The 25,889-nt window shown below is 65.1% G+C and carries 24 protein-coding genes and 1 pseudogene; 7 read left to right on the top strand and 18 right to left on the bottom strand.

Annotation, left to right across the window (positions count from 1 at the left end):
• Positions 1–2: 2 nt before the first annotated feature.
• Positions 3–380 (top strand): nuclear transport factor 2 family protein, encoded by a 378-nt coding sequence (locus ASG77_RS05110; RefSeq protein WP_056342153.1) that lies wholly within the window; start codon positions 3–5, stop codon positions 378–380.
• Here the strand turns inward: ASG77_RS05110 and ASG77_RS05115 are convergent.
• A complete protein-coding gene (locus ASG77_RS05115) occupies positions 377–1,030 on the bottom strand; it encodes a LysE family translocator (RefSeq protein WP_056341965.1) in 654 nt (217 codons plus the stop codon). The genes ASG77_RS05110 and ASG77_RS05115 overlap by 4 nt on opposite strands.
• 104 nt (positions 1,031–1,134) lie before the next feature.
• On the opposite strand from ASG77_RS05115, the gene ASG77_RS05120 reads away from it, so the two are divergent.
• Positions 1,135–1,590 carry an Lrp/AsnC family transcriptional regulator gene (locus ASG77_RS05120; RefSeq protein ID WP_082575850.1) on the top strand — a complete coding sequence of 152 codons (456 nt, stop codon included), beginning with the start codon at positions 1,135–1,137 and terminating at the stop codon, positions 1,588–1,590.
• A gap of 37 nt (positions 1,591–1,627) precedes the next feature.
• Here the strand turns inward: ASG77_RS05120 and ASG77_RS05125 are convergent, their stop codons facing one another.
• The 3 genes from ASG77_RS05125 to ASG77_RS05135 form a co-directional block, all read right to left on the bottom strand.
• Complete coding sequence (locus tag ASG77_RS05125; protein WP_056341971.1) at positions 1,628–2,281, bottom strand: hypothetical protein; 654 nt, start codon at positions 2,279–2,281, stop codon at positions 1,628–1,630.
• Positions 2,278–3,762, bottom strand: coding sequence for a WXG100 family type VII secretion target (locus ASG77_RS05130; RefSeq protein WP_056341974.1), 1,485 nt, complete (start codon positions 3,760–3,762; stop codon positions 2,278–2,280). The genes ASG77_RS05125 and ASG77_RS05130 overlap by 4 nt, the downstream gene beginning before the upstream one ends.
• A 107-nt stretch (positions 3,763–3,869) precedes the next feature.
• Positions 3,870–4,328, bottom strand: coding sequence for an Lrp/AsnC family transcriptional regulator (locus ASG77_RS05135; RefSeq protein WP_200950662.1), 459 nt, complete (start codon positions 4,326–4,328; stop codon positions 3,870–3,872).
• Between the two features lie 325 nt (positions 4,329–4,653).
• Between ASG77_RS05135 and gluQRS the strand changes: the two genes are divergently transcribed.
• Entirely contained in the window at positions 4,654–5,535 is an 882-nt protein-coding gene (gene gluQRS, locus ASG77_RS05140) for a tRNA glutamyl-Q(34) synthetase GluQRS (protein ID WP_056341977.1), read from the top strand.
• Positions 5,536–5,607: 72 nt separating this feature from the next.
• The gene (locus ASG77_RS05145; RefSeq protein ID WP_056341979.1) at positions 5,608–6,276 is read left to right on the top strand and encodes a bifunctional (p)ppGpp synthetase/guanosine-3',5'-bis(diphosphate) 3'-pyrophosphohydrolase; all 669 of its coding nucleotides are present in this window, start codon (positions 5,608–5,610) and stop codon (positions 6,274–6,276) included.
• Here ASG77_RS05145 and ASG77_RS05150 read toward each other — a convergent pair.
• From ASG77_RS05150 to ASG77_RS05180, 8 genes and pseudogenes are all read right to left on the bottom strand, one after another.
• Positions 6,273–7,514: a low temperature requirement protein A gene (locus ASG77_RS05150; protein WP_056341982.1), complete on the bottom strand. Its 1,242-nt coding sequence runs from the start codon at positions 7,512–7,514 to the stop codon at positions 6,273–6,275. The two genes, ASG77_RS05145 and ASG77_RS05150, sit on opposite strands and share 4 nt — an antisense overlap.
• A gap of 86 nt (positions 7,515–7,600) precedes the next feature.
• Entirely contained in the window at positions 7,601–9,241 is a 1,641-nt protein-coding gene (locus ASG77_RS05155; RefSeq protein ID WP_082575851.1) for an HNH endonuclease signature motif containing protein, read from the bottom strand.
• 171 nt (positions 9,242–9,412) lie between these two features.
• On the bottom strand, positions 9,413–10,729 hold the full coding sequence (locus ASG77_RS05160) for an ATP-binding protein (protein WP_056341987.1): 1,317 nt from the start codon (positions 10,727–10,729) through the stop codon (positions 9,413–9,415).
• A gap of 207 nt (positions 10,730–10,936) precedes the next feature.
• Entirely contained in the window at positions 10,937–11,185 is a 249-nt protein-coding gene (locus ASG77_RS05165) for an SCO4226 family nickel-binding protein (RefSeq protein ID WP_056341990.1), read from the bottom strand.
• Positions 11,186–11,362: 177 nt separating this feature from the next.
• A partial coding sequence (locus ASG77_RS05170; RefSeq protein WP_235564330.1) for an amino acid permease occupies positions 11,363–12,581 on the bottom strand: 1,219 nt, incomplete at its 5' end.
• A gap of 1 nt (position 12,582) precedes the next feature.
• A pseudogene (locus tag ASG77_RS22455) lies at positions 12,583–12,976 on the bottom strand (amino acid permease); the annotation flags it as partial.
• A gap of 9 nt (positions 12,977–12,985) precedes the next feature.
• Positions 12,986–14,068: an asparaginase gene (locus ASG77_RS05175; RefSeq protein ID WP_056341996.1), complete on the bottom strand. Its 1,083-nt coding sequence runs from the start codon at positions 14,066–14,068 to the stop codon at positions 12,986–12,988.
• 12 nt (positions 14,069–14,080) lie between these two features.
• Entirely contained in the window at positions 14,081–14,815 is a 735-nt protein-coding gene (locus tag ASG77_RS05180; protein WP_056341999.1) for a FadR/GntR family transcriptional regulator, read from the bottom strand.
• 234 nt (positions 14,816–15,049) lie between these two features.
• Between ASG77_RS05180 and ASG77_RS05185 the strand changes: the two genes are divergently transcribed.
• A complete protein-coding gene (locus tag ASG77_RS05185; RefSeq protein ID WP_056342000.1) occupies positions 15,050–17,824 on the top strand; it encodes a PAS domain S-box protein in 2,775 nt (924 codons plus the stop codon).
• Between the two features lie 222 nt (positions 17,825–18,046).
• Here the strand turns inward: ASG77_RS05185 and ASG77_RS05190 are convergent, their stop codons facing one another.
• The 5 genes from ASG77_RS05190 to ASG77_RS05210 form a co-directional block, all read right to left on the bottom strand.
• On the bottom strand, positions 18,047–18,319 hold the full coding sequence (locus tag ASG77_RS05190) for a winged helix-turn-helix domain-containing protein (RefSeq protein ID WP_056342003.1): 273 nt from the start codon (positions 18,317–18,319) through the stop codon (positions 18,047–18,049).
• Between the two features lie 30 nt (positions 18,320–18,349).
• On the bottom strand, positions 18,350–19,630 hold the full coding sequence (locus ASG77_RS05195; protein WP_056342006.1) for a dicarboxylate/amino acid:cation symporter: 1,281 nt from the start codon (positions 19,628–19,630) through the stop codon (positions 18,350–18,352).
• Between the two features lie 136 nt (positions 19,631–19,766).
• On the bottom strand, positions 19,767–21,194 hold the full coding sequence (locus ASG77_RS05200; protein WP_056342007.1) for an aspartate ammonia-lyase: 1,428 nt from the start codon (positions 21,192–21,194) through the stop codon (positions 19,767–19,769).
• A gap of 169 nt (positions 21,195–21,363) precedes the next feature.
• Positions 21,364–22,089: a FadR/GntR family transcriptional regulator gene (locus ASG77_RS05205; protein WP_056342010.1), complete on the bottom strand. Its 726-nt coding sequence runs from the start codon at positions 22,087–22,089 to the stop codon at positions 21,364–21,366.
• Between the two features lie 813 nt (positions 22,090–22,902).
• The gene (locus ASG77_RS05210; protein ID WP_056342014.1) at positions 22,903–23,346 is read right to left on the bottom strand and encodes a thermonuclease family protein; all 444 of its coding nucleotides are present in this window, start codon (positions 23,344–23,346) and stop codon (positions 22,903–22,905) included.
• Positions 23,347–23,541: 195 nt separating this feature from the next.
• Here ASG77_RS05210 and ASG77_RS05215 point away from each other — a divergent pair, with 195 nt between their 5' ends.
• Both ASG77_RS05215 and ASG77_RS05220 read left to right on the top strand, forming a co-directional pair.
• Positions 23,542–23,808, top strand: coding sequence for a helix-turn-helix transcriptional regulator (locus ASG77_RS05215; protein WP_056342017.1), 267 nt, complete (start codon positions 23,542–23,544; stop codon positions 23,806–23,808).
• Positions 23,805–25,049, top strand: a complete 1,245-nt coding sequence (locus ASG77_RS05220) for a type II toxin-antitoxin system HipA family toxin (protein WP_056342020.1) — start codon at positions 23,805–23,807, stop codon at positions 25,047–25,049. The genes ASG77_RS05215 and ASG77_RS05220 overlap by 4 nt, the downstream gene beginning before the upstream one ends.
• Before the next feature lie 98 nt (positions 25,050–25,147).
• Here ASG77_RS05220 and ASG77_RS05225 read toward each other — a convergent pair whose 3' ends face one another.
• A complete protein-coding gene (locus tag ASG77_RS05225) occupies positions 25,148–25,765 on the bottom strand; it encodes a uracil-DNA glycosylase (protein WP_056342023.1) in 618 nt (205 codons plus the stop codon).
• Positions 25,766–25,889: the final 124 nt, after the last annotated feature.

The following is a 25,889-nucleotide window of genomic DNA, read 5'->3' on the forward strand; positions in this document are numbered from 1 at the left end:
GCATGAGCGACGCAGTGCGGTCCTGGATGGAAAAGTACATCGCGGCGTGGACCTCCAACGAACCGGAGGACATCAGGGCGCTGTTCACCGAGGAAGCCGTCTACGCCACCCGGCCGCATGATGCCGACGCATGGCGGGGCCGCGAGCAGATCGTGGACCGCTGGCTGGAGGCGCAGGACGACCCCGGGAACTGGACCTTCGACTGGACGCTGTTGGGGGTGGATAGCAGGCTGGGGACCGACGGCGGGCTGGCCTTTGTGCAGGGTTTCACGGACTACCTTGGCGATAGTCCCAGCTACGACAACCTGTGGGTCATCCGCCTTGAACCGGACGGTCGGGCGTCAGAGTTCACGGAATGGTTCATGGAGCGCAAGGCCTAGGTTTGCTGCGTGAGCCCGGCAACCAGCGGAACCAGCTGCTCTGAGAGGAGCCCCACGCCAAGGGCAACCATGATGATGCCGCTGGCCAGGGTGACTGTCCGCGCGGCGCCGGGCCGGGACTGCAGGAGTTTGCGGGCCAGCAGCGCCACGCAGGTGTAGACGGCCCCGGCCAGCAGGACAAACGTCAGGCCCAGCAGGCCGGACTGGACGGGGACCGGGAGGGAGGCCTCCGGGCTGACGAACTGCGGCACCAGCGCCACGTAGAACAGCAGCCCCTTGGGATTGATGCCGCTGGTGCCCATGCCCTGAAAGAAGGTGCGGAGCTGGTTGGCGGGCTTCCCGACGGCGTCTGCCGTACTGAAGGACGCCCCGCGCCAGGAGCGGAGGGTGCTGATGCCCAGCCACAACAGGTAGCCCGCGCCGGCTACCGTAAGCCAGCCCAGGACACCCGGCAGGCCGGTCAGCAGGGCCGCGAGACCCGCCACCATCAGCAGCGTATGCAGGATGTAGCCGCCGCACAGTCCGGCCACGGCCGGGACGAAGCTGCGCTGCCGCAGACCGGCAGTGATGGAGTACGCCCAGTCCACGCCGGGGGTGCAGGCGAGGGCGACGGCCACCAGCACAAAGGCGAAAAATAACTGGGGATTCATGGCGGGCTCCTGTCCGATTAGGTACAGGACAAACCTATGAAGTTTCGGGCCATAAGTGCTTACCCTTTTCGCTCGAACCGAGCCAGAATTGGTAAGATATTTGCGTGATTGACCACATTGATAGGAATATTTTGCGCCACCTCAAGGAGGATGGCCGAATGACTGCCACCGCGCTGGCCGCGAAGGTCGGGCTCACGGTGGCGCCATGCCACCGGAGGCTCCGGGACCTGGAGACGTCGGGGGTGATCCGCGGCTACAAGGCGGACATCGATCCGGCCGCCGTCGGGCTGGGTTTCGAGGCCATTGTGTTTGTCACTTTGCGCCAGGTGGACCGTTCCACCATGGAGATCTTCGAGAACCGGGTGGCGGACAATCCGAACATCGTGGAGGCGCAGCGGCTCTTCGGATCCCCCGACTACCTGCTGAAGGTCATCGCCGAGGACCTGCCCGGCTACCAGCGCTTCTACGACGCCGAGCTCACGTCACTGCCCGGGGTTGAGCGGCTGACGTCCACGCTGGTGATGAAGAACCTGAAGTCCAATGCCGGTCCGCCGGTGTAGCGCGTGTGCCCTTGAGGTGCGTCCGTCCTGCGTTGCCTCAGTCCGTGGGGCGGACGTGGACGATGATCACCTGGGTGTCCTTGCCGCCGTCGTACCGAAGGTCGTAGTTCACGTCCAGTCCCGTTGACGTACCCGACGTGATGGAGAAGTCGGTCTTTCGTTCCGGGTCCCGCTGGGCACCGGCGATCCAGCGTTCGGCGGAGTCGGCGTCGATCCCGTACCGCGCCACACCGTCCCGGATGAGCTCAAAATACTCGTCAGGAGAGCCAGCGGTGAGGAAGTAGGTGACCTCGCTGAAGTCCGGCCGCTTGTTCGTGGTGTTCAATCGGATGCGGTCCGTTTCCCCAGTGATCTCGCCGCTCGGAGCAACGATGGTGAGCTTGATCTTTCCCGAGTCCCTGGTGTTGATCTCGGGCCCATAGCTGTCTTCCGTGACCCGTACAGCAGCCTTTTCCAGCTTTCCCGAGCTCATGTCCAGCCGTGCGGTCTTGGATTCGCGGATCTGGTCCACGCCGGCAGCGTCGAGGGTGGAAAATTCCGAGGTGCTCATGGTGCTCCCTTGAGAGGTCGGTTCGTGCGTGGTGCCACTGATCTGGCAGCCCGTCAGGGCGAGGCAAGCGGACAGGGCGAGGAGTACGACGGCGGGCCGCCGCCTCTGGCGCCGAGGTGCGGTTGGGCATGTGCTCGTCACTGGTGGACCTCCGCGCCGAAGCCATCCACAAAGCGGTCCATGATGCCGGGGATGTTGTTGGTGGGGCGGTGCTGCTCCACGCGGTCGTTGAAGTCCGAACCGATAATCTGCTCTGCACGTCCCGGATCCGTCGCCAGGAGGTTCTGGTATGCCGGGAGGGTGTCCTGCCGGATGAGCTCCCACCGCTGGTCCGCGTTGGAGATGTTCCCATCCGGGAAGCCGGTGGTGAAGTCGGTGCGGAACTGGGTGGGGTTGTCCCAGTTGGTGAAGGGCACGTTTTCCGGGCCGGGGCTCTCCACGCTGAAGGTGTACGGAAAGACTTCCGGGTAGCTCTTTGCGCCCGGTATGGACGGCTCGCCAGCCAACGTGACCATGTACGTTACGGCCTCTCCGCCAGGATGGATCCGCATGTCGTCGTAATCGTCCGCGATGATTTCGTTCTGCTCGCGGTACAGGAGGGCGGTGTTGCCTTCCTGGATCAGGTCCGGGTCGCCGGAATCGATCTTGGCCCATTCCTCGGCGGTACCGGTATCGATGGCACCCGAGTCCCGCAATCTGTTGATTTCCTCGATGCCGCCGTTCATATAGGCCTCATGCTGGCGGGCCTGGTCCAGGAAGATCTCCTTGTTCATATCCAGCATGCTGGTCTCGTAATAACGGATCTCCTGGTCGGTCATGCCAGCGAGCTGTTCGATCTGGTCGAGGATGGGGAGCGGGATGTCCGAAGCCGGATTGTCCGCGATCTGCTGGGCGAGGTCCCGCAGCATGGCCATGTCCTTGAAACCGCCCGCAAAGGACGGGCCGATCATGTTGGCCATGCCGGCCCACTGCAGGTCCGGGTTGGAGAGGTACGCCTGGCCGTAGAAGTCGTAGACCTTCTTGATTGTCTCCCAGTTGTGTTCGGTGCCTTTGGAGGTGTCCCAGCTCGCGGGGTCGATGCCCATGTCCAGCATTGCCTGGTTGTTCCAGTAGTCGCTGAGGAAATCCGCATATTCCTCGGAGCGTTTGTCGATCAGCCCGGAATCGGCGGCAGCATCCATGGCGGCCTTTGCGGCCTCGGGGTTTTCGAGCGCCCACTGCCTGAATTCCTCGCTGACGAGGTAGTCCTGGCGTTCTTCAGGGGTCATGCCGTTCAGCCGGTCCGTCAGGTCCTGGGCAGCGCCGTTCGCGGAACCGCTGCCACCACTCCCGGAGCCACCGCCTGAGCCGGCACCGTCGCTGGCCTTCTCCTGCTCGTCGGCGTTGGCGAGCACCGACCTGGAGGCCGACTCCAGCCCGGCCGTTGCGGACTTCAGCAGCAACATAAACGATGACGTCCAGTCGCTGCGGAAGCGCTCGCCGTCGGGCCCTTTCCAGGCGCCGGTGCTGATGACACTGCTGAGCTGCTGGCCGAGCAGGCTCAACCTGGTGGCGCCGCCTGCAAGGTCCTTGGCGAGCTGCCGCAGCTGGGCCACGTCGCCGCCGTAAAAGTTCCCCGCCATGTTTCCCCCTGAATGGATTCCCGTGCCAGCCTAGCTGCGATGCGTCCGCGAGGGCGATGGGGAGAGCTCCCCGTGCGGGGTTGTGCGCGTGCCCGGAAAGGCGGAACTCAGTCCAGCAACAGCCCGGTGGTGCGGTACGGGATGACTTCACGCAGGAACATGCTGGTGGACGTCCGGACAATGCCGGGGCAGAGCCGGATCTCCTCGGACACGCGGTAGAGGTCGTCCGGGCTGGTGGCCACCACGCGGATCAGCAGGTCGGTGTCGCCGGCAGGGGCATGGCATTCCAGGACCTCGGGGATTTCTCGCAGGGCCGCGATGGCTTCGTTGAGGTGGCTCTGGTCCAGTTCGGCGCTGACGGCCGCCGCCACACCCCTGCCCAGGGCGGAGGGGAGCACGCGGCTGCTGTTGGGACGGAGGGCGCCCGACGCCGTCATCCGCTCCAGGCGCGACTGGACCGTCCCGCGCGCCAGGCCCAGCCGCTGGGCCAGCACCATGATGGGCACGCGGGGGTCCTCGTCCAGGGCGTTGAGGATGCGTTTGTCCGTGGCGTCCAATTGCTGCAATCTGATCAGTTCCTGTCGGATTTTGTGGCTGTTATTAGTCAGACTGACCAATAAAATGCATGTCGGTTGTGCCAACTGTATGGCGTCTGCTCAAATTGTGGCAACAAGGACTAAGGCTACCGCCGAATCCCGCAGGCTACAGGAGCACCGGCACACCACCCGGCAACTGGACACCGCCTCCCGCAAGGAGGACGCCGCTGATTGACACTTGTTCACAGCACGGTCATTCTGCACACACGGCAAGAGCCCCTGAGCCACCGACGTCGGACCCCCGAAGTCATCGGTAGCTGAGGGGCTCTTGTGCTGTCCGGACTAGGGTTGGTCCATGACCCCTGCCGGCCGCTTTGCCCCCAGCCCCTCCGGCGAACTGCATGTAGGAAACCTCCGCACCGCGATGCTCGCCTGGCTGTTCGCCCGGTCCACGGGACGCGACTTCCTGCTGCGCGTCGAGGACCTTGACCGGGCGCGGGCCGGCGCGGAGGCGGAGCAGCTCCGCGATCTGGAGGCCGTGGGCCTGACGTGGGACGGCGCCGTCGTGCGCCAGACGGACCGCGGCGCCGTCTACGCCGAAGCGATCGGCCGGATGGCTGCTGCGGGCCTTACCTACGAATGCTTCTGCACGCGCCGCGAAATCCAGGACGCGCCGTCCGCGCCGCACGCGCCGCAGGGTGCGTATCCGGGCACCTGCCGGGACCTCGATCCTGCCGAGCTGGAGTTCAAACGCTCCACCCGGCCTGCCGCCATCCGGCTTCGCGCCGAGGCAACGGAATACACCGTAAAGGACCTTCTGCACGGTGATTTCACCGGCGTGGTGGACGATTTTGTCCTTCGCCGCAACGACGGCGTGACTGCCTACAACCTTGCCGTGGTGGTGGATGATGCCGCGCAGGGCGTCGACCAGGTGGTGCGGGGCGATGACCTGCTGCCGTCCACGCCGAGGCAGGCATATCTTGCGTCGCTGTTGAATATTCCTGTCCCGGAATATGCGCATGTGCCGCTGGTGGTGAATTCCGACGGCGCCCGGCTGGCCAAGCGCGACGGCGCCGTGACGCTGGCCGATCTCGCCCGTACCGGCGTTTCCGCAGCTGACGTGCGGAACCTCATCCTGCAGTCCCTGGGGCTGCCGGCCGGGACGCTCGAAAACGCACTCGCAGAGTTCCGCCCGGCCGACCTCCCGCGGGAACCGTGGGTCTGGACCGGCCCGTAAGCAGCGCGCGAACGGACGCTTGCGGCCCCGCCGACGTGAGGTCACTGGCTGCCCTACGCGTAGGCTGGAGCTATGTCGGCACCCGAATTCACTGAAGCACAAATCCCTCAACCGCGATTCACTGTCGAGACGGCGCGAGTCCTGGCCGAGGTGGCCCATAACCGGCAGAAGGACAAGCTCAAGAGGCCCTACCGTGACCACGTGATTGCGGTGGGTGATGCCCTGGCAGATTTCGACGACGATATCCGGATTGCCGGTTACCTTCATGACATTGCCGAGGACACTCCCATCACGCGGCAGGCACTGCTGGACATGGGCGTTTCCGAGCGGGCAGCGGACATCATCGAGCGGGTCACCAACAGGCTGCACGATAACCCCGATGACTATCAGGCCGGGATGCACTTCATTGCCGAGGACCACGACGCGGCACTCGTGAAGATCGCGGACAATGCCCACAACTCCCTGCCCGAACGCGTCAGGGCTCTGGCCGCGAAGTGGCCGGACAAGCCGCCGGTCACCAAGTACCGGGATGCCCGTCCGGTGCTGTATGCCGCCGTCGACGTCGAGGAAGTCCGCAAGATCCTTGCGCGGGTTAATCCCTGGCTGCTGAAGGAATTGGACGACAGGCTCGACGACGAAGACGACACGGATTACGAGAACCTGACGTACGACGACGCTCCAACCGCGGAGCCTGTCCCGGCCCCGGAAACGGCGGCCAGCCGGCCAGATGGAGCCTCTTAGGCTCCTGCTTTCATCTGCTCCAGGGCCGAGTTCATTCGTTCGGTGCCGCGCTTCTCATCAATGACAATCGACACGCCCAGCGCCAGCACAACCACAAGCAGGCAGATCGGCACCGAGACCCCGGCCGTGGCAAGTCCCACGCTGCCAGCCAGCGCGGCCACGACGCCGGCCGCCACGGCAATGACGGTCCGGTCCACGCAGATCATGATGCTGAAGAGCCAGGTCAGGGAGACTTTGAACAGCGCCACGGGGACCGCGATGCTGGCCACGGCCACGGCGGCGCTGATATGGGCCTCATGGTCGACATAGTAGGCCGCCACGTGCAACCCGGCGCCAGTTGCGGCGATGGCAGCGAAGATGGGCATGTGCGCGTAGCCGAAGAAGAATGAGCGGTGGCGCTGGAAATGTAGGGCCGGGCCGGCGGGCAGGATGAAGTAGATCCACCACATGCTGAACGCGAGGGCCGTTCCGCCGAATCCCACCAGCGCCGCGTCGACGCTCCAGCCATGGTGGGCCACAATGGCGCGTAGGGTTTCGATCGCCCCGATCAGGCATTCGCCAAGGGCGATGATGGCGAGTAGTCCGTAGCGCTCGGCTATGTGGTGCGCGTGCCACGGGGTCCGCATGCTGCGCTCCGCGGCGTAGGGTGTGGCCATTTCCAGGATGAACAGGGGCGCAGCCACGAGGAACGTGGTCAGGATGTCCGCCTCAATGATGAGCACCGCGATCCAGCCGAGCTGCACCACGCCAAGGTACGTGGCGTACCGCCGGCACGTTTGCCGGCGTGCCGGATCTTGCCGTGCCGCGCGCAGCCACTGGAAGACCAGGGCCAGGCGCATGATCACGTAGCCGCCCACCATCACGGCGTTGTCCACGTGGTCGCCCTCCACGAGCGAGTGGAACATCGGCTCAATGCCCATGGCCAGGATCAGCACCCCGAGAAGCTGGACCATGGTGACCACGCGGAACACCCAGTCGTCGGTGTCGTAGGCGCTGGCGAACCAGGTGAAATTGATCCAGGCCCAGATCACGGCGAACATCGCGAAGGAGAATCCGAGCAGCCCGGCGCCGAAGTGGGCTTCCGCAATCTGGTGGGCGAACTGGCTGCCGGCAACCCCGAAGGCAATAACAAAGGTCAGGTCGAAAAAGAGTTCCAGCGGGGTCGCGGCCCGGTGCTTCTCATGGGGATCCCGGCCGCCCATGCGGGAGAATGCGTGCCGGAGGGGGTTTGAGGACATGGGTCAAAGATTACCGCCGGGTCAGTGTCCTGATCCAGAGTGCAGATGGCTCCGAGACGAAGGTTTCGGCGGTGCTGCATAAGGCGTCAGCGTGCCGCTCGACTGGGGACCGGCTGCGCTGACAACCAGAGAAAGTCAGCTACCGACAGAGGTGGCCCCGGTTCTTCGAGGGCTGTCCGCAGCTGGGCCCACGCCGGCGAGCGGTCTGCAGGGAACAGACCTTCGGGCAGAGTACTTGAAGGCAGGGTGCTTTCGGGCCGGTTGTCGTCGGACAGTGGACAGTCAGGATCCTGATAACCCAGCACCTGTCTCACCTGAGGTGGCCAGGGGGGTGGTTCCCAGTCGGGGTGTTCGCTTTGGTAGTGGCGGCCGGTGGGTGATGTCCAGCTGGGTGGTTCGTTGGGGGTGGCTGCTTTGGGTGTCCAGCCGGTGGTGTGTCTTAGTCTGTGGTGTTTGTGGCAGGGCTGGCCGAGATTGCTGATGCCGGTGCTACCGCCTTTGGCCCAGGCGAGGATGTGGTCGGCTTCGTTGTCGAGGGAGTGGTTGCTGCAGCCGGGGAACGGGCACTTTCCGTCCCGTAGGCGGAGCCAGTGGCGTTGGGCTTTCGTCACTCGGTAGCTTTTTCGCCCGATCTCCAAGGGTGCGCCGTCGCGGGGATCGATCAGGACCCGGTGGAAGGATTCGGCGCCGTCGGCGATGAGGTGGCGGGCCATGGACGGCGGGATCGGCCCGTACCCGTCCAACATTGCGGGTTCATCGGTGAGGCCCAGCAGCGACATCACCGGGACCGTGATCAGCACCTGCGCCCGCGGCGACGGAACACCGCCACCCACGCCGACTGATTCCCGGCCAGAGCTGAGATCGGTTCCGCCGGTGATGCCGCTTGTTCCGCCGCTGATGCAGTCCGCGTTTCCGCCGAGGAGCCAGGTGGCAACGGTGTCGGCGCGGAGCTGAGTGAGGGTCCGGTCCTCATGGGGGCCTTGGAGGGCGCGGGCGCCGGCGGTGGTACGGTCCCAGATCCCCGCGGCCTGATCCGCGGGCAGGTAGGCGGAGAGCCAGGCCATACCGTCCCGGTCCGGGGCATACTCCACCCGTCTGTCTGCGGCACACCTGGTATGGCGCTTTTCGATGCTGACCGGGTGGTGCCGCTCCCGCCAGGTCCGGGCTTTGTGCCGGAACCGGCCGGGGATGAGCTCACCGGCGCGGCCACGTGCCGGATTCACGACGAAGGGGTCCAGGAAATGTGCCTCCAACCCCTGCGCCCCGGTGGGGTCAAGGTTGGTGGTTTCGTCGACCATGATCCGGGCGTGCTGCCACGAAATCGTCCCGGCCTGCAATGCCGCGAACGTCAGCGGCAAGGCCGTGGTCAGTACATGGGATTCGGCGAGCAGGGCACCGGCACTGCGTTCACTCACCGTCAGGGCGCAAGCGACCTCAGCGACGACGGCCATCTCCTGACCTGTGTGGTCCTGCGGCGACTCGGCCGGACCCGCCAGGGCCTCGGCAGCGGCGCTGTAACCGGCAGCCAGCCAGACCTTCAGGGCGGCACTTTTCGCGTCCAAACGTGAGATCTCGGCCAGCCCGTCCAGGAAACCACCCGCCACCCGGCGCGACGGATCAGCCTCCCAGGGACCGGAGGCTTCGGCACCTTCACGGATCGCAGAAGCCAGCCCTGCGAAGGACGCCGAAAGGGCCTCCGCCGTCGCCACAGCTGCTCTGCTATCCATAATCAAAGCATCCCAGCAGGGTCTGACAATGACCGCGAGGATGAATGCCTATGTGCATAACTCAGCGGCCAGGAGCAACCCGCAAGGACTCGACCTCCAGGGGCGCCGCGGAAGTGTAGAGCCGTTCGTGCGCGGGGGCTTAAGTGTCCGTTCGCGCCCTGGGCCCGGGGTTTAGACCCGCCCCAGTGCGTCGATGTCCTCAAGGAACTGCTCGTGGACCTCCTGGCTCACGGTGGTCCGGGTATCGCCGATCGCGTCGAGGTAGTCCTCGGTGCAAGGCCCCTTCCGGACCGCCTCGCGGACTGAAACGCTGCCCGCGGAAGCCGCGCCGCCGTCGTCGTACACTGCCTTTTCCAGCGCGCGCTGGGAGGCGCTGCGGGCGGCGTACTCAATGTCCGCGGGCGAGAACCCCTCGGTCCGTTCCACCAGGAGCTCCACGTCGGCATCGTCCACGACTGTGGCCGGGATGAAGCGCTGCCACATGGCTTCGCGGGCCTGGCGGTCAGGGAGGCCGATGGGGATGACGTAGTCGAACCGGCCGTGGCGCAGGAAGGCGGTATCCAGCGCGCGGATGAAGTTTGTGGCGCAGACCAGCAGGCGGCCGGGCTGTTCGCGGAACGCCGGGATGATCTTCAGGAGCTCGTTGGTGACGCCCTGAAGGGGCGACGGCGGTTCGCCCGAGCGCTGGGAGGCGATCTCCTCCACCTCGTCGATGAACACCACGCAGTGCTCCAGCTCCGCGATTTCGAGGAACGTTTCGCGCAGGGCGCCGGCGAGGCCCTTGGGATCGGAGGCCAGCCGGGACGGGAAAACCTCCACAAACGGCCACTCGAGCCGGGACGCGATGGCCTTCGCAAACGTGGTCTTGCCGGTGCCGGGAGGGCCAAACAGCACCACGGCGCGGGGCGGCACGACGCCGTATTCATCGGCGAGGTCTGCCTCCGCGAGGGGCAGGACCAGCCGGCGTTCCAGGAGTTCCTTTTCCTTGCGCATCCCGGCCACGTTCTCCCACAGGTCCCTGGCGAGGATCCGGCCGCCCAACTGGCCCAGCGCCCCCAGTTCCTGGCGCTGGACGGGGATGGTCCGCTCGAAATAGCGCAGGTTCTTCTTGAGCGCGAAGCCGCGGCTGAGGAACGCCTCCACCCGGGTTTCCGCTTCCGGCATCAGCGCGGAGAGCTTGTTGAGGCCGTGCGGGGCCATGCGGTTTTCGACGGCGGCGAGCAGCGAGGTGCCGATCCCGCGCCCGCGGTATTCAGGCAGCGTGGCCAGGAAGACGATCCAGCCCTGGTCATGCGCGGCGCGTCCAACGGCGGCGCCCACCACCTGATCGCCCTGCACCGCCACCACCGCGTGGTCCTTTTCGCAGGATGCCAGCACCTCGGAGAGGGCATAGACGGGCTCCACATCAGTGGCCTTGAGCGACTCCCAGAGGTGCAGGATCCCGTCCAGGTCTGCTGAATGGAAATCCCTGATGCGCCAGTTGGTCATGCCGTGTCTCCCGGGTGGTTCGTCATTGAACGGGTCATTAAGCTTCGTCGTTGAACTGCAAAAAGCGCTGTGACGCGCTCTGCTGAGCATAGGCGATCAGCCCTCGGCGAAGGGTTGCGGGAGCGTTGCATTACGGAATGTACGACGGCGGCACCTGGGTTCCGTGTCCACGGAACTTGGGTGCCGCCGTCGGACTCTGCTGCCTGTTCAGACCTTGATTGGAACGGGGTGGACCTCGTCGGCGGGGTGGCCTGCGCGCTCATGGATACGCCGAACAGCGTCCGCAGACGGGGCCTCCGACAGGCAGTAAACCAGGCCCGACTCGGGATCGGCCCAAGCAGATTTGAAGTCAACCTTCTCGTCGCTCTGGATGGCAAGATCGGCGTTATGGGCCTCGCGAAGTGCTTCCTGGGTTATTCCGACCATGTTGCGATGAACATCCATGAATTCCGGCATGACTCTGGTGCTCCTTATCTGGGTTCGACGTTGAAACAGCAGGATGCGGCCGACGTTAGACCTGCGCCGGTCAGGCGTCAAGAGGACTGCGGAAGTGACGACGGCGGCACCTGGGTTCCGTGGAAACAGAACCCAGGTGCCGCCGTCGGACGCCACGGCCGGCTGGCCGGCAGGGCGTTACTTCTTGAAGGCCTCCGCGGGTGGGTTGGCGATGACGGGGGCGGTGCCGGTGAAGCCTTCGCGGGTTTCGGCGATTTCACGGATGCGCTGGCGGCAGGCGTACCAGCCGAACACCATCAGGACGGAGGCGATGGCGGTGACGAGCATGGTGAGCGGTGAGTCGATGAAGACCATGACCAGGACGCTGGCGAGGAAGAGCAGGGAGAGGTAGCCGGTGTAGGGGGCGCCGAACATCCGGAAGGAGGGGCGTTTGAGCCAGCCTTTGTTCGCCCAGCGTTGGAGCTGGATCTGGCAGAGGACGATGGTGGCCCAGGTCATGATGATGCCGACGGAGGCGACGTTGAGGACGATTTCGAAGGCCTGGGCGGGAACGAGGTAGTTCAGGGGGACGCCGAGGAGGGAGACTCCGGCGGTGATGGCGATGCCGCCGTAGGGGACGCCGGCCTTGTTCATGCGGCCGGCGAACTTGGGGGCGGAGCCGTTCACGGACATGGAGCGGAGGATGCGTCCGGTGGAATATAGGCCCGCATTGAGCGAGGAGAGGGCGGCGGTGAGGACGACGAGGTTCATGATGACGTCCACGCCTTGGATGCCGATGGAACCGAAGAACGTCACGAACGGGCTGACGCCCTTTTCGTAGGAGGTGTAGGGCAGCAGGAGGGCGAGGAGGATGACGGAGCCGACGTAGAACACGGCGATGCGGAAGACCACGGAGTTGATGGCCTTGGGCATGATCTTTTCGGGGTTTTCGGTTTCGCCGGCGGCGGTGCCGACGAGTTCGATGGAGGCGTAGGCGAACAGGACGCCCTGCATGAGGATGATCATGGGGAGCAGGCCGTTGGGGAAGATTCCGCCGTTGTCCGAGAGGAGGCTGAGGCCCACGGGCTGGCCGTCGACGGGGGTGCCGAAGATGACGAAGTAGGTGCCGACGATGAGGAAGACCACGAGGGCGGCGACCTTGATGATGGCGAACCAGAATTCGAGTTCGCCGAAGACCTTGACGGAGACGAGGTTCAGGGCGAGGACCACGATCAGGGCGATCAGGGCCCAGGCCCACTGCGGGACGKCYGCCATCCAGGGGATGTAGTTGCCGAAGAAGTTCATGTAGAGCGCGRCGGCGGTGATGTCCACGATGGTGGTGGTGGCCCAGTTGATCCAGTAGAACCAGCCGGAAACGAACGCGGCTTTCTCGCCGAAGAATTCGCGGGCGTAGGAANCGGCGGTGATGTCCACGATGGTGGTGGTGGCCCAGTTGATCCAGTAGAACCAGCCGGAAACGAACGCGGCTTTCTCGCCGAAGAATTCGCGGGCGTAGGAGACAAACGAGCCTGACGAGGGGCGGTGCAGCACGAGTTCGCCGAGGGCGCGGAGGATGAGGAATGCGAAGAAGCCGCAGACGGCGTAGGCGATGACCAGGGACGGGCCGGCGGCGTTCAGGCGGCCGCCGGCGCCGAGGAACAGGCCGGTGCCGATTGCGCCGCCGATCGCGATCATCTGGATCTGCCGCGGTTTGAGGTTCTTGTGATACCCCTTGTCCTCCGCGTGCAGGGCCGCCTCGGTGGCATGCGCCTGGGGCGGGACCGTGTGGTCCGTAATGGGGGAATGTGTCATGGAGTGTCCTTACGGGGCTTCGTTGACGGGTTTGGACAGGAAATCGGTGGCATGGAGAAGCCCGACTGTGCGGCCGCCGCCCAGGACAGTCGCGGTGGCGATGCCAGCGAGCGGCGCGGTGTCCACGCCGAGGGATTCAAGAACGTGGACGGTGGCGGGCATCCGGGCGCGGTCCCCGCCGTCGGAAATCTTGACGGCAATCGCGCGGCCATCCGGCAGGCCGACGAGCTGCACACCTTCAAAACCGTCCTTCGCCACAGAGCCGGGCAGCAGCCGCATCAGTTCCGTGACGTCCCGGCGATCGCCGGCCACCATGTCAGGGTGCTGCCGCATGGCGAGTCCGACGGCGGCTTCCGCAAGGAGTGGGGCGGTCCCTCCGTCGTCGGAGGTGCTGACGACGGTAATCGCGGTGGCGGCCGCCGCGATGGCGCCGAACGCGCGGGCCATGCCGCGGAGAGTGAGGGCGAAGAGGGGCGTCCCGCAGCCGTCCGTGCTGCGGGCGAAGGCCTCCTCGCCGGCCAGCTCGGTGACGGTGGCGGCGATCAGCTGCTGCAGCGGGTGGGACGGATCGAGGTAACCCTTGACCGGCCAGCCGTTGATGACGCACGTGGCGGCCATGGCGGCGTGCTTGCCGGAGCAGTTCTGGGTCAGCTGCGTGGCGCGGAAGCCGGTGCGCAGCCAGTCCTCGCGCTCGCTGGTGCCGTAGGGCAGGTCGGTGCTGTTCTCGAGGTCGCCCACAGCAAGCCCATGCAGGGCGAGGATGCGCTGGGTGCCGCCGCGGTGTTTGGCTCCGCCGGAGTGGCTGGCTGCGGTCAGGGCGAGCAGGTCGGCGGGGAGGTTCAGGCCGGCGCGGACCATGGCCACGGCCTGCAGGGGCTTGAGGGAAGAGCGCGGGTAGAACGGCGCCAGCGGGTCGCCTGCCGTCGCCAGGATCGAGCCGTCGGCTGCGGTGGCGATGGCCGAGCCGAAGTGGACGCTTTCCACGAGGCCGTCGCGGGTGGCGACCACCAGGGGTGCGTGCCGGGGGAGCGTCCCTGCTTCGGCGGTGCCGGGGGCAGCAGTCTGGGCAGCGGAAAGGGCAGGGGCTGGCATGGAGTCCTAGGGCTACTTGTTAAGGATGGAATCGAGGGCAACGCCCACAGCGCGCAGGTGTTCGGCCATAGCCTGGCTTGCCGCTTCGGCGGAGCCGGCCTCGATGGCGGCGAGGATCTGCTGGTGCTCGATGTCCGACGCGTGCTGGCGGTCGGCCACCATGTTCAGGGTTTCCGACTGGTGGGCTTGCGCGTCCCTGATCTCCGCGATGACACTTTCGAACACCTTGTTGCCGCTGGTGCGGGCGATGGCGGCGTGGAAGCTGGAGTCCAGGGCAACCCAGGATTCCGGGTCCGTTTCCGTGGTCATGGCGGCGACGATGTGCCGCAGCGCCTCGAGTTCCTCGTCCGTCCTGCGCTGGGCGGCCAGTCCTGCTGCCGGAACCTCGATGTGCGGGCGGGCCTCGGTAAGGTCCCGCGCGGAATACTGCCCGAGGGTCAGGTCATTGGCCACTTTGTTGGCGACCACAAACGTGCCCTTGCCGGTCTTGGTGACGGTCAGGCCCAGGGCGGTGCAGGAGCGGAGTGCCTCGCGGATGACCGAGCGGCTGACGCCGTACTGCTGGGCAAGGGTGGCCTCGGAGCTGAGTTTGCCGCCCACCGGTACCTGACCGGATTCGATGTCGGTACGGATGGCGTTGAACACCGCCTCGGAAGCGCTGAGCCGGGCCAGGGGCTGGGCTCCGGGGGACTGCTCGCGGATGGACTCCGCAGGCTGTCCTGCTGTCCGGCTGTCTGACAGGTTCACCCCTCAAATATGGCACGGGTCACACCGGATGTCAATCCGGCGCCGACCCGGGGCTCCCCTGACGCAACGTTGATTCCAGCCAGGCTGACTTCAGGGCAACGGCCCGCGGGAGCGATCAGCTTGTCCAGCCCTCAGGGCGCAACAGGGGCTGCCGGATATGCTGTGCGTGGGTAGGCTCATCCGGCCGCCTGGATGCGCGGCGGCGAAGGCCGCGAACCTTTTGGTGGGGGCTTAATGGAACAGGCAGTCAAGGGCAACGATCCAGCAACGGATTTTTACCAGGAGATGGTCGAAGCGGCTCCTGACGCGTTACTGAGGGTCAGCGCTGAGGGTTTCATCGTCTTCGCCAACAACCAGGCGGAAAAGCTCTTCGGTTACCGGCGCGATGAGTTGCTGGACAGGCACTACGGAATGCTCCTGCCCGAGCGGTTCGAAGCCCAAATTGCAGGCACAAGTGATGATTTCACGTCCGGGCAGCGGATGCTCCGGATCGGTACAGGCCTGGGTCTGTTTGGCCTGCGCTGCGACGGGACCGAGTTCCCCATCGAAATCAGCGCCGCCGCCCTCGGTGACCGTCCGGGCGCGGACATCGTTGCCTCCGTCCGGGACGTGAGCGAACGCCGCCGCACGGACAGCGAGCTGCGGGATGCCCTTTCGCTGCTCGGCGCTACCCTGGAATCCACCGCCGACGGCATCCTGGTGGTGACTGCGGACGGGAAGATTGCCGGTTCCAATGAACGGTTCGCCGCGTTGTGGGGCATCCCGGCAGACCTGCTGGATTCCCACGATGACAGCAAAGTAATCGGCTTCGTCTTGGATCAGCTCTCCGATCCGGGCAGCTTCATGCGCAAGGTCCAGGAGCTGTACGCCGATCCGGGAGCTGAGAGCCTGGACGTGCTGGAGTTCCGTGATGGCCGGACGTTTGAACGCTACTCCCGGCCCCAGCGGGTGGGGGATGACATCGTCGGCCGGGTCTGGAGCTTCCGTGACATCACGGCACGCCGGCGTGCAGAGGACCACGCCCGTGAAGCGATTGCACAGCTGGAGGGTCTTGGCGCCATTGTGAATTCCTCGGCCGACGCGATCATCGGCATCACCCCGGATGGTGTGATCACCAGCTGGAACCGCGGCGCCGAAAAGCTGTACGGGTACGGCGCGGACGAGGTGACAGGCCGGGACGTCCAGTTCCTGATCCCGGATCATCTCCGCCGGAGCGAGGAGGCCTTGCTCGCTGATGTCCGGGAGCGCGGGGTCGCGCGGAGTTTTGAGGCGGAGCGCGTCCGCAAAGACGGGACGACGGTCCCCGTTTCCGTGACCATCTCTCCCATCCGGGCCGAAGGCGGCGGCGTACGCGGAATGGCGAAGATCGTTCGCGACATTACCGGACAGCGGCGGGCAGCGGCAGAGCTTCTCGCCGCGCGGGAGGCAGCGCTCGAATCGAGCCGGTTGAAGTCCGAATTCCTGGCGACAATGAGCCATGAGATCCGGACACCGATGAACGGCGTTATCGGCCTGACCGCTTTGTTGCTGGAGACGCCGCTGGATGAGACGCAGCGCCGGTACGCCGAAGGGGTCAGGGGGGCGGGCGCGTTGCTGCTGGCCCTGATCAACGACATCCTGGATCTGTCCAAGCTGGAGGCCGGGAAGGTTGATTTGGACATTGCCGCCTTTGATCCCCGGCTTCTGGTGGAGGAAGTGGCGGGCCTGCTGAGCGAGTCTGCCCGCGTCAAAGGTCTGGAGCTCATCGCCTTCTGCCGCCCGGACGTGCCGGCCCTGCTGTCCGGAGACGCCGGACGCATCCGGCAGGTCCTGCTCAATCTTGCCTCCAACGCCGTAAAGTTCACGCCGGCCGGGGAGGTGTCCGTCCGCGTGCAGCCGGTTGACCAGCATCCCCGCGGGCCTGCGGTGCGGTTTGATGTCCGTGACACCGGGATCGGAATTGAGCCAGAACAACATCGGCGCCTGTTCGAGTCCTTTTCCCAGGCCGATTCCTCCACCACGCGCCGGTACGGCGGGACCGGGCTGGGGCTGGCGATCTCGCGGCGACTGACTGAGGTGATGGGTGGTGAAATCGGGCTGACCAGCGCTCCAGGGGAGGGCAGCACATTCTGGTTTGTGCTCCCGCTGCAGCCCGCCGCGGCTTCCGTGGGCAGCGAGGAGGCGGCGGTCCGCTCCCCCGATCTGCTGACCGGAGTCAGGGTCCTGATTGTGGATGACAACGCTACGAACAGGCTGGTGCTGGAAACCCAGCTCAGGGCGTGGAACATGGACGCGGACACCGTCGGGGATGCGCGTACAGCCCTGGACCGCTGCCGGCAAGCGGTCATCGCCGGACGGCCTTTCGAAGTCGTCGTACTGGATATGTGTATGCCGGAGATGGACGGACTGGAGCTGGCACGGGCCATCCGTGCCGACCGAGTTCTGGCTCCCGCCTCGCTGATCATGCTGACGTCATCGCCGCAGCTGGATCCGGCGGAGCTGGCAGCTGCGGGTGTCCGTGAATGGCTGATGAAACCGGTGCGAAGCTCTGAACTTTACGACCGTCTTCTTCGGCTGAGTGGAGGGGCGCAGACGGCCGAAGGGCTTGCGGCCCGTCGTATGCCCGAGGTGCAGAGCCTGCCTTCGCGGGGGCGCATCCTGGTGGTGGAGGACAACGAGGTGAACCAGCTTGTTGCCCGGGAAATGGTGAAGAGACTGGGCTACCTCGTCGACGTTGTGCCCGACGGCGCCGAAGCCGTTTCGGCTGTTGCGGCAGCCCCTTACGCGGCCGTACTTATGGACTGCCACATGCCTGTGATGGACGGATTTGAGGCCACCAGGACCATCCGCAAGAGCGACGGGACAAAACATCTGCCCATCATTGCCATGACTGCGAGCGCCCTGGACGAAGACCGTGAGCGATGCCTCGCTGCCGGCATGGACGATTACCTCACCAAACCGGTTGACCCCGCCGCCCTGGAGGCAGCCCTCGACCGCTGGGTTCCGCCGGCACCGGGTGGGGCGGCGTAACCGCCGGCCCTGGACCCGTCGCCGCTGGACGTTCTGCGTCGGCTGGGATCCGGCGGACGGCCAGAGTCTGCTGCCCGCAGCCTCCGCCGCCTTCCGTGACGAAGTTCCCATCGGCTTCGCTGCTGGTACCCAAAGGGCTTGCGGGCCCTGGCCCGAGGACGTTGAATCCCCGGGCCAGGGTCCACCGCCGTCAGGTTCGGAGTTGCGGAATGCGGGCGAAGCTCAGGGGACCGGTTGACGGGACCGCGCCGTCGCGGGTACGAGGGCGTAGAAGGGGGTGCAGCCGGCCCTTGTCCCGGGGGAAATGTTGGAGCGGACCAGCGAAGCGGCCTCAAGTGCCGCCAGGTGGTAGCGGACGTTTTCCCTGGAGGAATTGATGGCGCAGCTGATGTCGGACACCTTGCTCGCTCCGTTACGGGCGAGATGCTCGATGATCCTCGACCGGACGTCGCGGCGACGGTCCGCGTCTTCGGGGAACGTGAATGAATGAATCATGTTTCGCATGCCTTTCAGGGCGTGACTCGATCAGTGCATTGCTGGAGCGGGGGCCCGGGCTTCTTCTGCGTCCGCAGCCGGGAGCCCCGTGGCGTCGGGCATGGCGTCGTCGTGTTTCCTTCCGATGACGGCGGTGGCGATAGCATTTCCGAGGATGTTGGTGGCGGTGCGCCCCATGTCCAGCAGTTGGTCCACTACCAGCAGGACCGCGATACCGGCGGCCGGGACCCCGAAGCCGGGGATGACGGCGGCCACCACCACAAGCGAACCCCGTGGCACGCCGGCCATGCCTTTGCTGCTGAGCAGGAGCATTGCCGTCATGGCGATCTGCTGGCCCAGGTCCATATCGATACCGTAGGCGTTGATGAGGAAGACCGAAGCGAAGGTCATGTACATCATGGAACCGTCAACGTTGAACGAGTACCCCAGCGGCAGCACGAAGCCGGTGGTGCGCTTTTCGATGCCGAACTTGGTCAGGCCTTCGATGAGTTTGGGCAGCGCCGCTTCGCTGCTGGACGTGGCGAACGCTATGACCATGGGTTCGCGGACCATTCGCACCAGGCGGAAGGCCGCCCGGCCGAGGAACGCCATGGCGACGGCGATCATGATGACCCACAGGGCCGAGAGCGATACATAGAATCCGCCGATGAATGAGGCGTAGGTGGCGAACGCGTCGAGGCCCTTCGCGGTGAATGCCGAGGCGATTCCGGCGAAAACGCCCACCGGGGCTGCCAGCATCACATAGCCGGTGACCTTCAACATGACCTTCATCAGTTCGTCGATCGCGTCAGCGATGGAGGAGTGGCCCTTTTTCCGGAGGTTCAGCAGGGCGATGCCGAAAAGCGCGCCGAACACCAGGATCTGGAGCGGGTTGTTCGTGGTCAGGGCCGAGAAGACGCTGGTGGGGATGATGTTGGTGATAAAAGCCTGGAAGTCGAGCGGCTTGGACTCCAGCCCGGCATCACCGGTGGGCACGAGGTGAAGGCCTGAGCCCACGTTGAGCAGGTGGGCCATGATGAAGCCAAAGGCGCCCACCAGGACTGAGGCGGAGAGGAACCAGATCATCGAACGGCCGAAGAGCTTTCCCACACCCGCTGATTTCGCAGCTCCGGCGATGCCGGAGACCAGGGTGGCGAAGATCAGCGGGGCAATGATCATCTTGATCAGGTTCAGGAACATGTGTGTCACCGTGTCGAAGACGGCAACGAAGGCGTCCCGCACATCCGCGGGGAGAAGCCAGTGGAACACCAGGCCGCTGATGATTCCCATCAGGAGCGAGGCCAGGATCCATTTCGTTGATTTGTTTTTCAAAGTCAGTCCTTTGATAGATGCCGAGATTCAGCCCTCTGGAAGGGCCCTCGTCTTTGAGCCTTGAGCCCCGGCGGGATTTTGGGCACAACGATGTGCCCCGTATCAGGATGGTGATCGGAGGGACGTGCGGGTGGAACTACTTACTGAGGTTCGCCAGGCGTTCAGGACTGAGGAGTTCCTGGAGCTGGGTGGCGGTGAGCAGGCCGTGTTCGAGCACGAGTTCGGCCACACCCTTGCCGGTGGCGAGAGCCTCCTGGGCGATGGCGGTGGCGGTGGCGTAGCCAAGGTGTGGATTAAGGGCGGTGACCAGGCCGATTGACTGTTCCACGGTGAGCCGGAGGTGCTCGGTGTTGGCGGTGATGCCCCGGACGCAGCGTGCCGTGAGGGTGCGGCAGGCTGCTTCGAGGTGGGAGATGCTCTTGTGGAGGCTGTGGACAATGATGGGTTCGAAAGCGTTGAGCTGGAGTTGGCCGGCTTCGGCGGCCATGGTGATGGTGACGTCGTTGCCGATGACCTCGTAGGCCACCTGGCTGACCACTTCCGGGATGACCGGGTTGATCTTGCCGGGCATGATGGAGGAGCCGGACTGGACGGCCGGCAGGTTGATCTCGCCGAAGCCGGCGCGGGGGCCGGAGGAGAGCAGGCGGAGGTCGTTGCAGATCTTGGAGAGCTTCACGGCCACGCGCTTGAGCACTCCGGACAGGTGCACAAACGCGCCCACGTCCTGGGTGGCTTCGATGAGGTCGACGGCGGTGACCAGGGGGAGCCCGGTGACCTCGGCCAGGTGCCGGCAGGCTGCCTCGGTGTAGCCGGCGGGGGCGTTCAGGCCGGTACCGATGGCTGTGGCGCCGAGGTTGATCTCGTGGATGAGCAGTTCCGCCTCGGCCAGGCGCAGCCGGTCCTCGCCGATGGTGATGGCGTAAGTGCCGAACTCCTGGCCCAGCGTCATGGGGACGGCGTCCTGCAGCTGCGTGCGGCCCATCTTCACCACGGTACGGAATTCCAGTGCTTTGGCGGCGAAGGCCTCTTCGAGTTCGGCGAGTGCGTCCAGCAGTTCCCGGCCAGCGAAGATGGTGCCCAGCTTCACCGCGGTGGGGTACACGTCGTTGGTGGACTGGCTGAGGTTCACGTGGTCGTTGGGGTGCAGGCGGGCGTAGTCGCCTTTGGCGTGGCCGAGGATTTCGAGGGCACGGTTGGCGATGACCTCGTTCGCGTTCATGTTCGACGACGTCCCGGCGCCGCCCTGGATCACGTCCACCACAAACTGGTCGCTGAGCTGTCCGTTCATCACGTCGGTGCACGCCTGCTCGATCGCCTGGCCGCGTTCGGCGTCAAGCAGACCCAGCTCGCGGTTGGTGCGGGCAGCGGCCAGCTTCACGGCGGCCAGTCCCCGGACCAGGTGCATGTTGGAGGACAGCGGCTGCCCCGTGATGGGGAAGTTTTCGACGGCGCGGAGCGTGTGGACGCCCCAGTAGGCGTTGCCTGGGACATCGCGGTCACCCAGGAGGTCGTGCTCGGACCGGGTTTCGGGTACGGCATCAATGGCGGTCTGGCTGGTGGTCATGCTGGTCCTCACAGGGCTTCGTTGACGGGCTTGGACGGAATACGTTCAGCGTGTGCGGGAGGCACGTTTGAACTGCGCCGCAGAATAGGCGTGCGGCGAACAGTTGGGCAAGATAACCAGCACACTCAGGAGGAGGGCGGGCAGGACGGGGGACTTAGGGGCCGGTGGACTAAGGGATGATGCCGGACGGCGTCTTTCCACCGGGGACAACTGTGCTCAAGGCGCATTCCACGCCATGCAAGTGCTGGGTCATCGCTTCGCGTGCACCTTCTACCGAGCCGCTTTCGATGGCTTCGAAGATGCGGGCATGTTCTTCACCGGACTCGGCTCGCCGGTCCGCCACGAGGTTGAGCGTGTTCGACTGGTTCGCCATTGCATCGACAATGTCGGACAAAAACTGTTCAAAGACGCCGTTTCCGCTGCACCGCGCGATCGTGGCGTGGAACTCGGTGTTCAGGAGCACCCACTGCTGCAGGTCATCCGCGCGGGACATCTCCTGGAGAATTTCCCGAAGTGCCTCCACATCTTCGTTGCTGCGGCGCTCGGCGGCAAGGCCTGCTGCAGGAACTTCGATGTGCGGCCGCGCCTCTACCAGGGCGCGGGCGGAATATTTGCCGAGCTTCAGGTCGGGGGCCACCCTGTCCGAGATGACGAACGTGCCCTTGCCGGTGTGCGTGGCGGTGAGCCCGAGTGCCGTGCATGAACGCAAGGCTTCCCGGACCATGGTGCGGCTCACGCCGTACTGCTTGGCCAGGGACGTCTCCGAGTCAAGACGGGTACCGACGGGAATCTTGCCGCCTTCGATGGCGCCCCGCAGGGAGGCAAAGACGGCTTCGGCGGCGCCCACCCGCACTATGCGATCTTGTCTAGCTGTCCAGCTGTCCAACAGGTCCATATTACGACTATGGCACTTGTCACTGAGTGGTGTCAAGAACGCGGATCATGTGGCAACTGGTTCGAGCCCGTGCCGCTCGAACCTGACGCTTAACGCGGGGCGTCAATTGGGTGCGTGCTTTTAATTGTTATCGATGCCCCGATGAAAGTCTGAAGCGTTGAAGCCGACGAATAATCCGGGCCCGCATCGGGTCTAATACGCGGCGTGTCCCAAGAGCGCCTGGGACCCGCTGCCTTCCGCCTATCTCAGCAGGGGCTCCAGGCCCCCCGCCCGGTGCATAGCAGCGTGGACCCGTGTACTTGGTAGCCGGTGGTACATAAGGGGCGGGAGCAGGCGGAATGTACGGTTGGGTGCCGGCGGTATGTAGGGTGCGGGTGAAGGCAACCTTCGTAGGCGCTCGACCTCGGCCTGACGGGCCGCTTCTGCTACGGCTGCCTCGTCGGCCGCCTGCCGCCGCGCGCTCCTCTGCGGCCTTCTTTTCTGCTGCAGCCTGCGCTTCGGCGGCCAGGCGGCCCTCGTGTGCCTTCTTCTCTGCCGCGGCGAGTGTGTCCTGCAAGGCCTTCGTTTCGTCCCGCTTCTTCGCTGCCGCGGCGACCTTGTTGTCCAGTGTCGAAAGGTATGCCGCCGCGACGGTGGCCGTCAGGCCGGCCCAGTAGATTGCCCTCTGTGTATCCTTGCTGGCAGCAAGAACAGTTCTGAGGGCCTTTGCGCCAGTTGGGTGACAAGTACTGCCGCCGCTACGCCTGCAGCAGCTGAGGTGGTTGCGGGCTCAGCTGCTGTTGCGGTTTCAAGCGCCTTGGTCGTTTTCGCAACTTAGGCAGGTACAGTGCAGTCGACCTGATCGGAAAACAGGCCACTCTTGGCCGACATGGCTTCCGCGTAGGCTGCTTCGACCGGCGGCAGGAACTTACGGTTTTCGCCGTACTGTACGGGGATCCCCAGCCCTTCCCGCGCGATCTCGGCATTCACCAGGGAGCCGTCCGGAGCGAAGACTCCGGCGAGGGTCCGGCCGTATTGGTCGTGCCGTTCCTTATCGGATTCAAGCTTGACCCGGGTGCCTTTCGGCAGCAGCCCCTCGAGGTATTCCGTGGCCCTGAGGCCAAGGCATTCAACCGGCAGGTTGGGGTCCTTCGTTTCAGGCGTGTCGATGTTGAGCAGCCGGATGGTGTGGTCGCCGTTGTTGATTGAGACCACCAACGTGTCGCCATCGACGATACGGACTACCGTTCCGGCATCGGAATTGGCTGCTGCGGCCACAACTAACGAGCCTGCCACCAGGGCGGCCGCGGCGACTAAGGCAATGATTAGTTTGTCGCAGTTATGGTTTTACGCCCCTGCTCACCTAATAACTCTCCGGTACGAACGTGCCGGTATGCCCTTTACATGGGCAACCACGAAGTCTTAAGCTGGCTAGGAGCCAGTTTCGGAACGATCGTACCTATTGGAGTGCCCATGGCCGACGCATTTGGGGATCAGTTGCTTTCAGAGGTCCGCTCGCGCCGCATATCGCTGGGCCTGACCCAACAGGACCTCGCCGACCTGGCCGGGGTCTCCGAACGTTTCGTCAGGTTCGTAGAGCAGGGCAAGCCAAGTGTCCAGCTGGATTCCCTGCTGGCCGTCCTGGACGCGGTGGGCCTGGAGCTCCGGCTCGCCACAAGAACGAGCAAAAATGCACGTGCGCTCGAAGGCCACGTCAGCGGTCACGAAACACAGCCATGAAGCACCGCATCGCAGACATCTACAAGGCCGGAGTGCTCGCCGCGCGGCTTGAACGGCACGACGGCGGCACCCGGTTCAGCTACGTGCCGGCGTACCTCGCGTCCGGGGGACCCGCCGTCGCCAGTTCCCTGCCGCTCACCGGCGCACCCGTCGATTCCGCGGCGGGGGCGGCGCCGCCCTACTTCACCGGCCTCCTGCCCGAGGGCCGTCGGCTCAACGCGCTGCGGCGCTCCATCAAGACCAGCGCCGACGACGACCTGTCCCTGCTGATCGCCGCCGGCGGGAATCCGGTGGGCGACGTCCAGATCGTAGGCCACGGCGAGGCGCTGGATCCGGACGAGCACGCTGTCCAGCTGGATCCCAAGCTGCCGGTTGATTTCGACAAGTTGCTCGGCGATCCGGACCTTATTGACCCCGTGGCGCTCGCCGGTGTGCAGGACAAGCTGTCTGCCGGCATGATCTCGCTCCCTGTGGCCAGCGCCGGCAAGCGGTTCATCCTTAAGCTCAACGCCCCCGAATTCCCGCATGTGGTGGAGAACGAGCTGGTGATGTTTCGGTACGCCGCCAAGCTCCGGATCCCGGTCAGCAACGTAAGGCTGATCCGCGACGTCGCGGGCCGGCCGGGTCTGCTGGTGGAGCGTTTCGACCGGATCCCGCTTCCCGGAGACGGGCCCGATGACGTCCGGCGGCTGGCGGTGGAGGACGGGGCCCAGGTCCTGAAGCTCTACCCTGCGGACAAATACAACGTGGCTTATGGGCAGGTCTGCCATGCGCTGGCCGACTACTGCTCGGCGCCGCTCCCGGCACTCCGAAACCTGGCCATTCAGGGGGCGTTTGCGTGGCTGAGCGGCAACGGGGACCTGCACGCCAAGAACGTTTCCATGGTCCAGCAGCCGCATGGCGAGTGGACCATCGCCCCGGTCTACGACATCCCCTCCACAGTGGTCTACGGGGACAAGACCCTGGCATTGACCCTGAACGGAAAGCGCAGCGGAATCTCGCGCCGCCACTTTCTGGGCTGGGCCGCGGGCTTGGGGCTGAGTGACCGGACGGCCGCCCAGGTGCTGGAGCTTGCCCTTAAAGCGTCAGGTCCGCTGATCCCCGACCTGGAGGCAGGAACCGCGTTCGCAGGGCTCGGAGGTCCGGAGAAGCACGACGACGGCCGCTCGCCGTTCCCTGACATGGTCACCAGGGCGTGGGTGAAGGAGCTCAAGCACCGCAGGCGCCTGCTGGAAGCCTGAGGCACCCGCGGTGACTTCCGCCGTCGTACGTCCGCGACATGGCACTTGGCGGCAGTGTCCGGCTCCTGAACTGCCGCGAACTGCCATCTCGCGAGTGGCTAGAGGTGCTGGATGCCTGCCCGCTGCATGGCGTCCTTGTAGACGTCCACGCTTTTGGCGAGGAGATCCTCCTGTTTTGCTTCAGAAACAGCAAAGGCCCGCCCGCCGAGCGCGCTGGCCTTGTAGATCTTGATGCCGCTGTTCTTCAGGGAAGAATGGTAGGTCTTCTCGAAAAGGGTGAGGAACGTGGAAGCGTCCGTGCCGTGTGCGATGACTGCGGAGACACGGCGGTTGATCTTGAGGAACTGCCGGAAGGGCCGCAGACCGTCAGTCTTCTCCTGGACGTTCAGCGCCGACGGAAGCTCCGGATCCCGCACCCACGGGTACGCATTCCACGGCATCACATAGCGCGGATCAAGCTCGGCAAGTTCGTAAATCTGGGTGGCACGGCGGGCGGCTTCGTCGTCGTTGAAATGGGAGACGAAGCCCGATTCGGTGCCCTTGCCGGGACTGACGTGGAGGCTGACGATCCGGCATTCGTCCTCGTCGTGCACGGGGTCGATGTAGGGGACGACGGACCCTGGCTTCTTTTCCATCAGTTCATCGCAGAGCTGCGTTACCGCCGCGATGTTTGGTTCCTGTAGCAGGGCCTTTTTTTCGTCCCAGTCAATCGTCACGATCTCTCCCTCAGCAGCACGGCGTCCAGAAACAGGCGTCTAAGCCCACTCTACGCTTTTGGACCTATAGGTGCGCAGTGCAAAGTTAGCTCCGGACCGGTGCCGGGCCGGGTAACGTCGTCAT

Source organism: Arthrobacter sp. Soil762 (assembly GCF_001428335.1).
Taxonomy (GTDB): Bacteria; Actinomycetota; Actinomycetes; order Actinomycetales; family Micrococcaceae; genus Arthrobacter.

Bases quoted from the DNA above. Each gene is read 5' to 3' on its own strand.
- ASG77_RS05110 (WP_056342153.1), top strand. From the start codon at position 3: ATGAGCGACGCAGTGCGGTCCTGGATGGAAAAGTACATCGCGGCGTGG.
- ASG77_RS05115 (WP_056341965.1), bottom strand. From the start codon at position 1,030: ATGAATCCCCAGTTATTTTTCGCCTTTGTGCTGGTGGCCGTCGCCCTC.
- ASG77_RS05130 (WP_056341974.1), bottom strand. From the start codon at position 3,762: ATGGCGGGGAACTTTTACGGCGGCGACGTGGCCCAGCTGCGGCAGCTC.
- gluQRS (WP_056341977.1), top strand. From the start codon at position 4,654: ATGACCCCTGCCGGCCGCTTTGCCCCCAGCCCCTCCGGCGAACTGCAT.
- ASG77_RS05145 (WP_056341979.1), top strand. From the start codon at position 5,608: ATGTCGGCACCCGAATTCACTGAAGCACAAATCCCTCAACCGCGATTC.
- ASG77_RS05150 (WP_056341982.1), bottom strand. From the start codon at position 7,514: ATGTCCTCAAACCCCCTCCGGCACGCATTCTCCCGCATGGGCGGCCGG.
- ASG77_RS05155 (WP_082575851.1), bottom strand. From the start codon at position 9,241: ATGGATAGCAGAGCAGCTGTGGCGACGGCGGAGGCCCTTTCGGCGTCC.
- ASG77_RS05160 (WP_056341987.1), bottom strand. From the start codon at position 10,729: ATGACCAACTGGCGCATCAGGGATTTCCATTCAGCAGACCTGGACGGG.
- ASG77_RS05165 (WP_056341990.1), bottom strand. From the start codon at position 11,185: ATGCCGGAATTCATGGATGTTCATCGCAACATGGTCGGAATAACCCAG.
- ASG77_RS05175 (WP_056341996.1), bottom strand. From the start codon at position 14,068: ATGCCAGCCCCTGCCCTTTCCGCTGCCCAGACTGCTGCCCCCGGCACC.
- ASG77_RS05185 (WP_056342000.1), top strand. From the start codon at position 15,050: ATGGAACAGGCAGTCAAGGGCAACGATCCAGCAACGGATTTTTACCAG.
- ASG77_RS05190 (WP_056342003.1), bottom strand. From the start codon at position 18,319: ATGATTCATTCATTCACGTTCCCCGAAGACGCGGACCGTCGCCGCGAC.
- ASG77_RS05200 (WP_056342007.1), bottom strand. From the start codon at position 21,194: ATGACCACCAGCCAGACCGCCATTGATGCCGTACCCGAAACCCGGTCC.
- ASG77_RS05205 (WP_056342010.1), bottom strand. From the start codon at position 22,089: ATGGACCTGTTGGACAGCTGGACAGCTAGACAAGATCGCATAGTGCGG.
- ASG77_RS05215 (WP_056342017.1), top strand. From the start codon at position 23,542: ATGGCCGACGCATTTGGGGATCAGTTGCTTTCAGAGGTCCGCTCGCGC.
- ASG77_RS05220 (WP_056342020.1), top strand. From the start codon at position 23,805: ATGAAGCACCGCATCGCAGACATCTACAAGGCCGGAGTGCTCGCCGCG.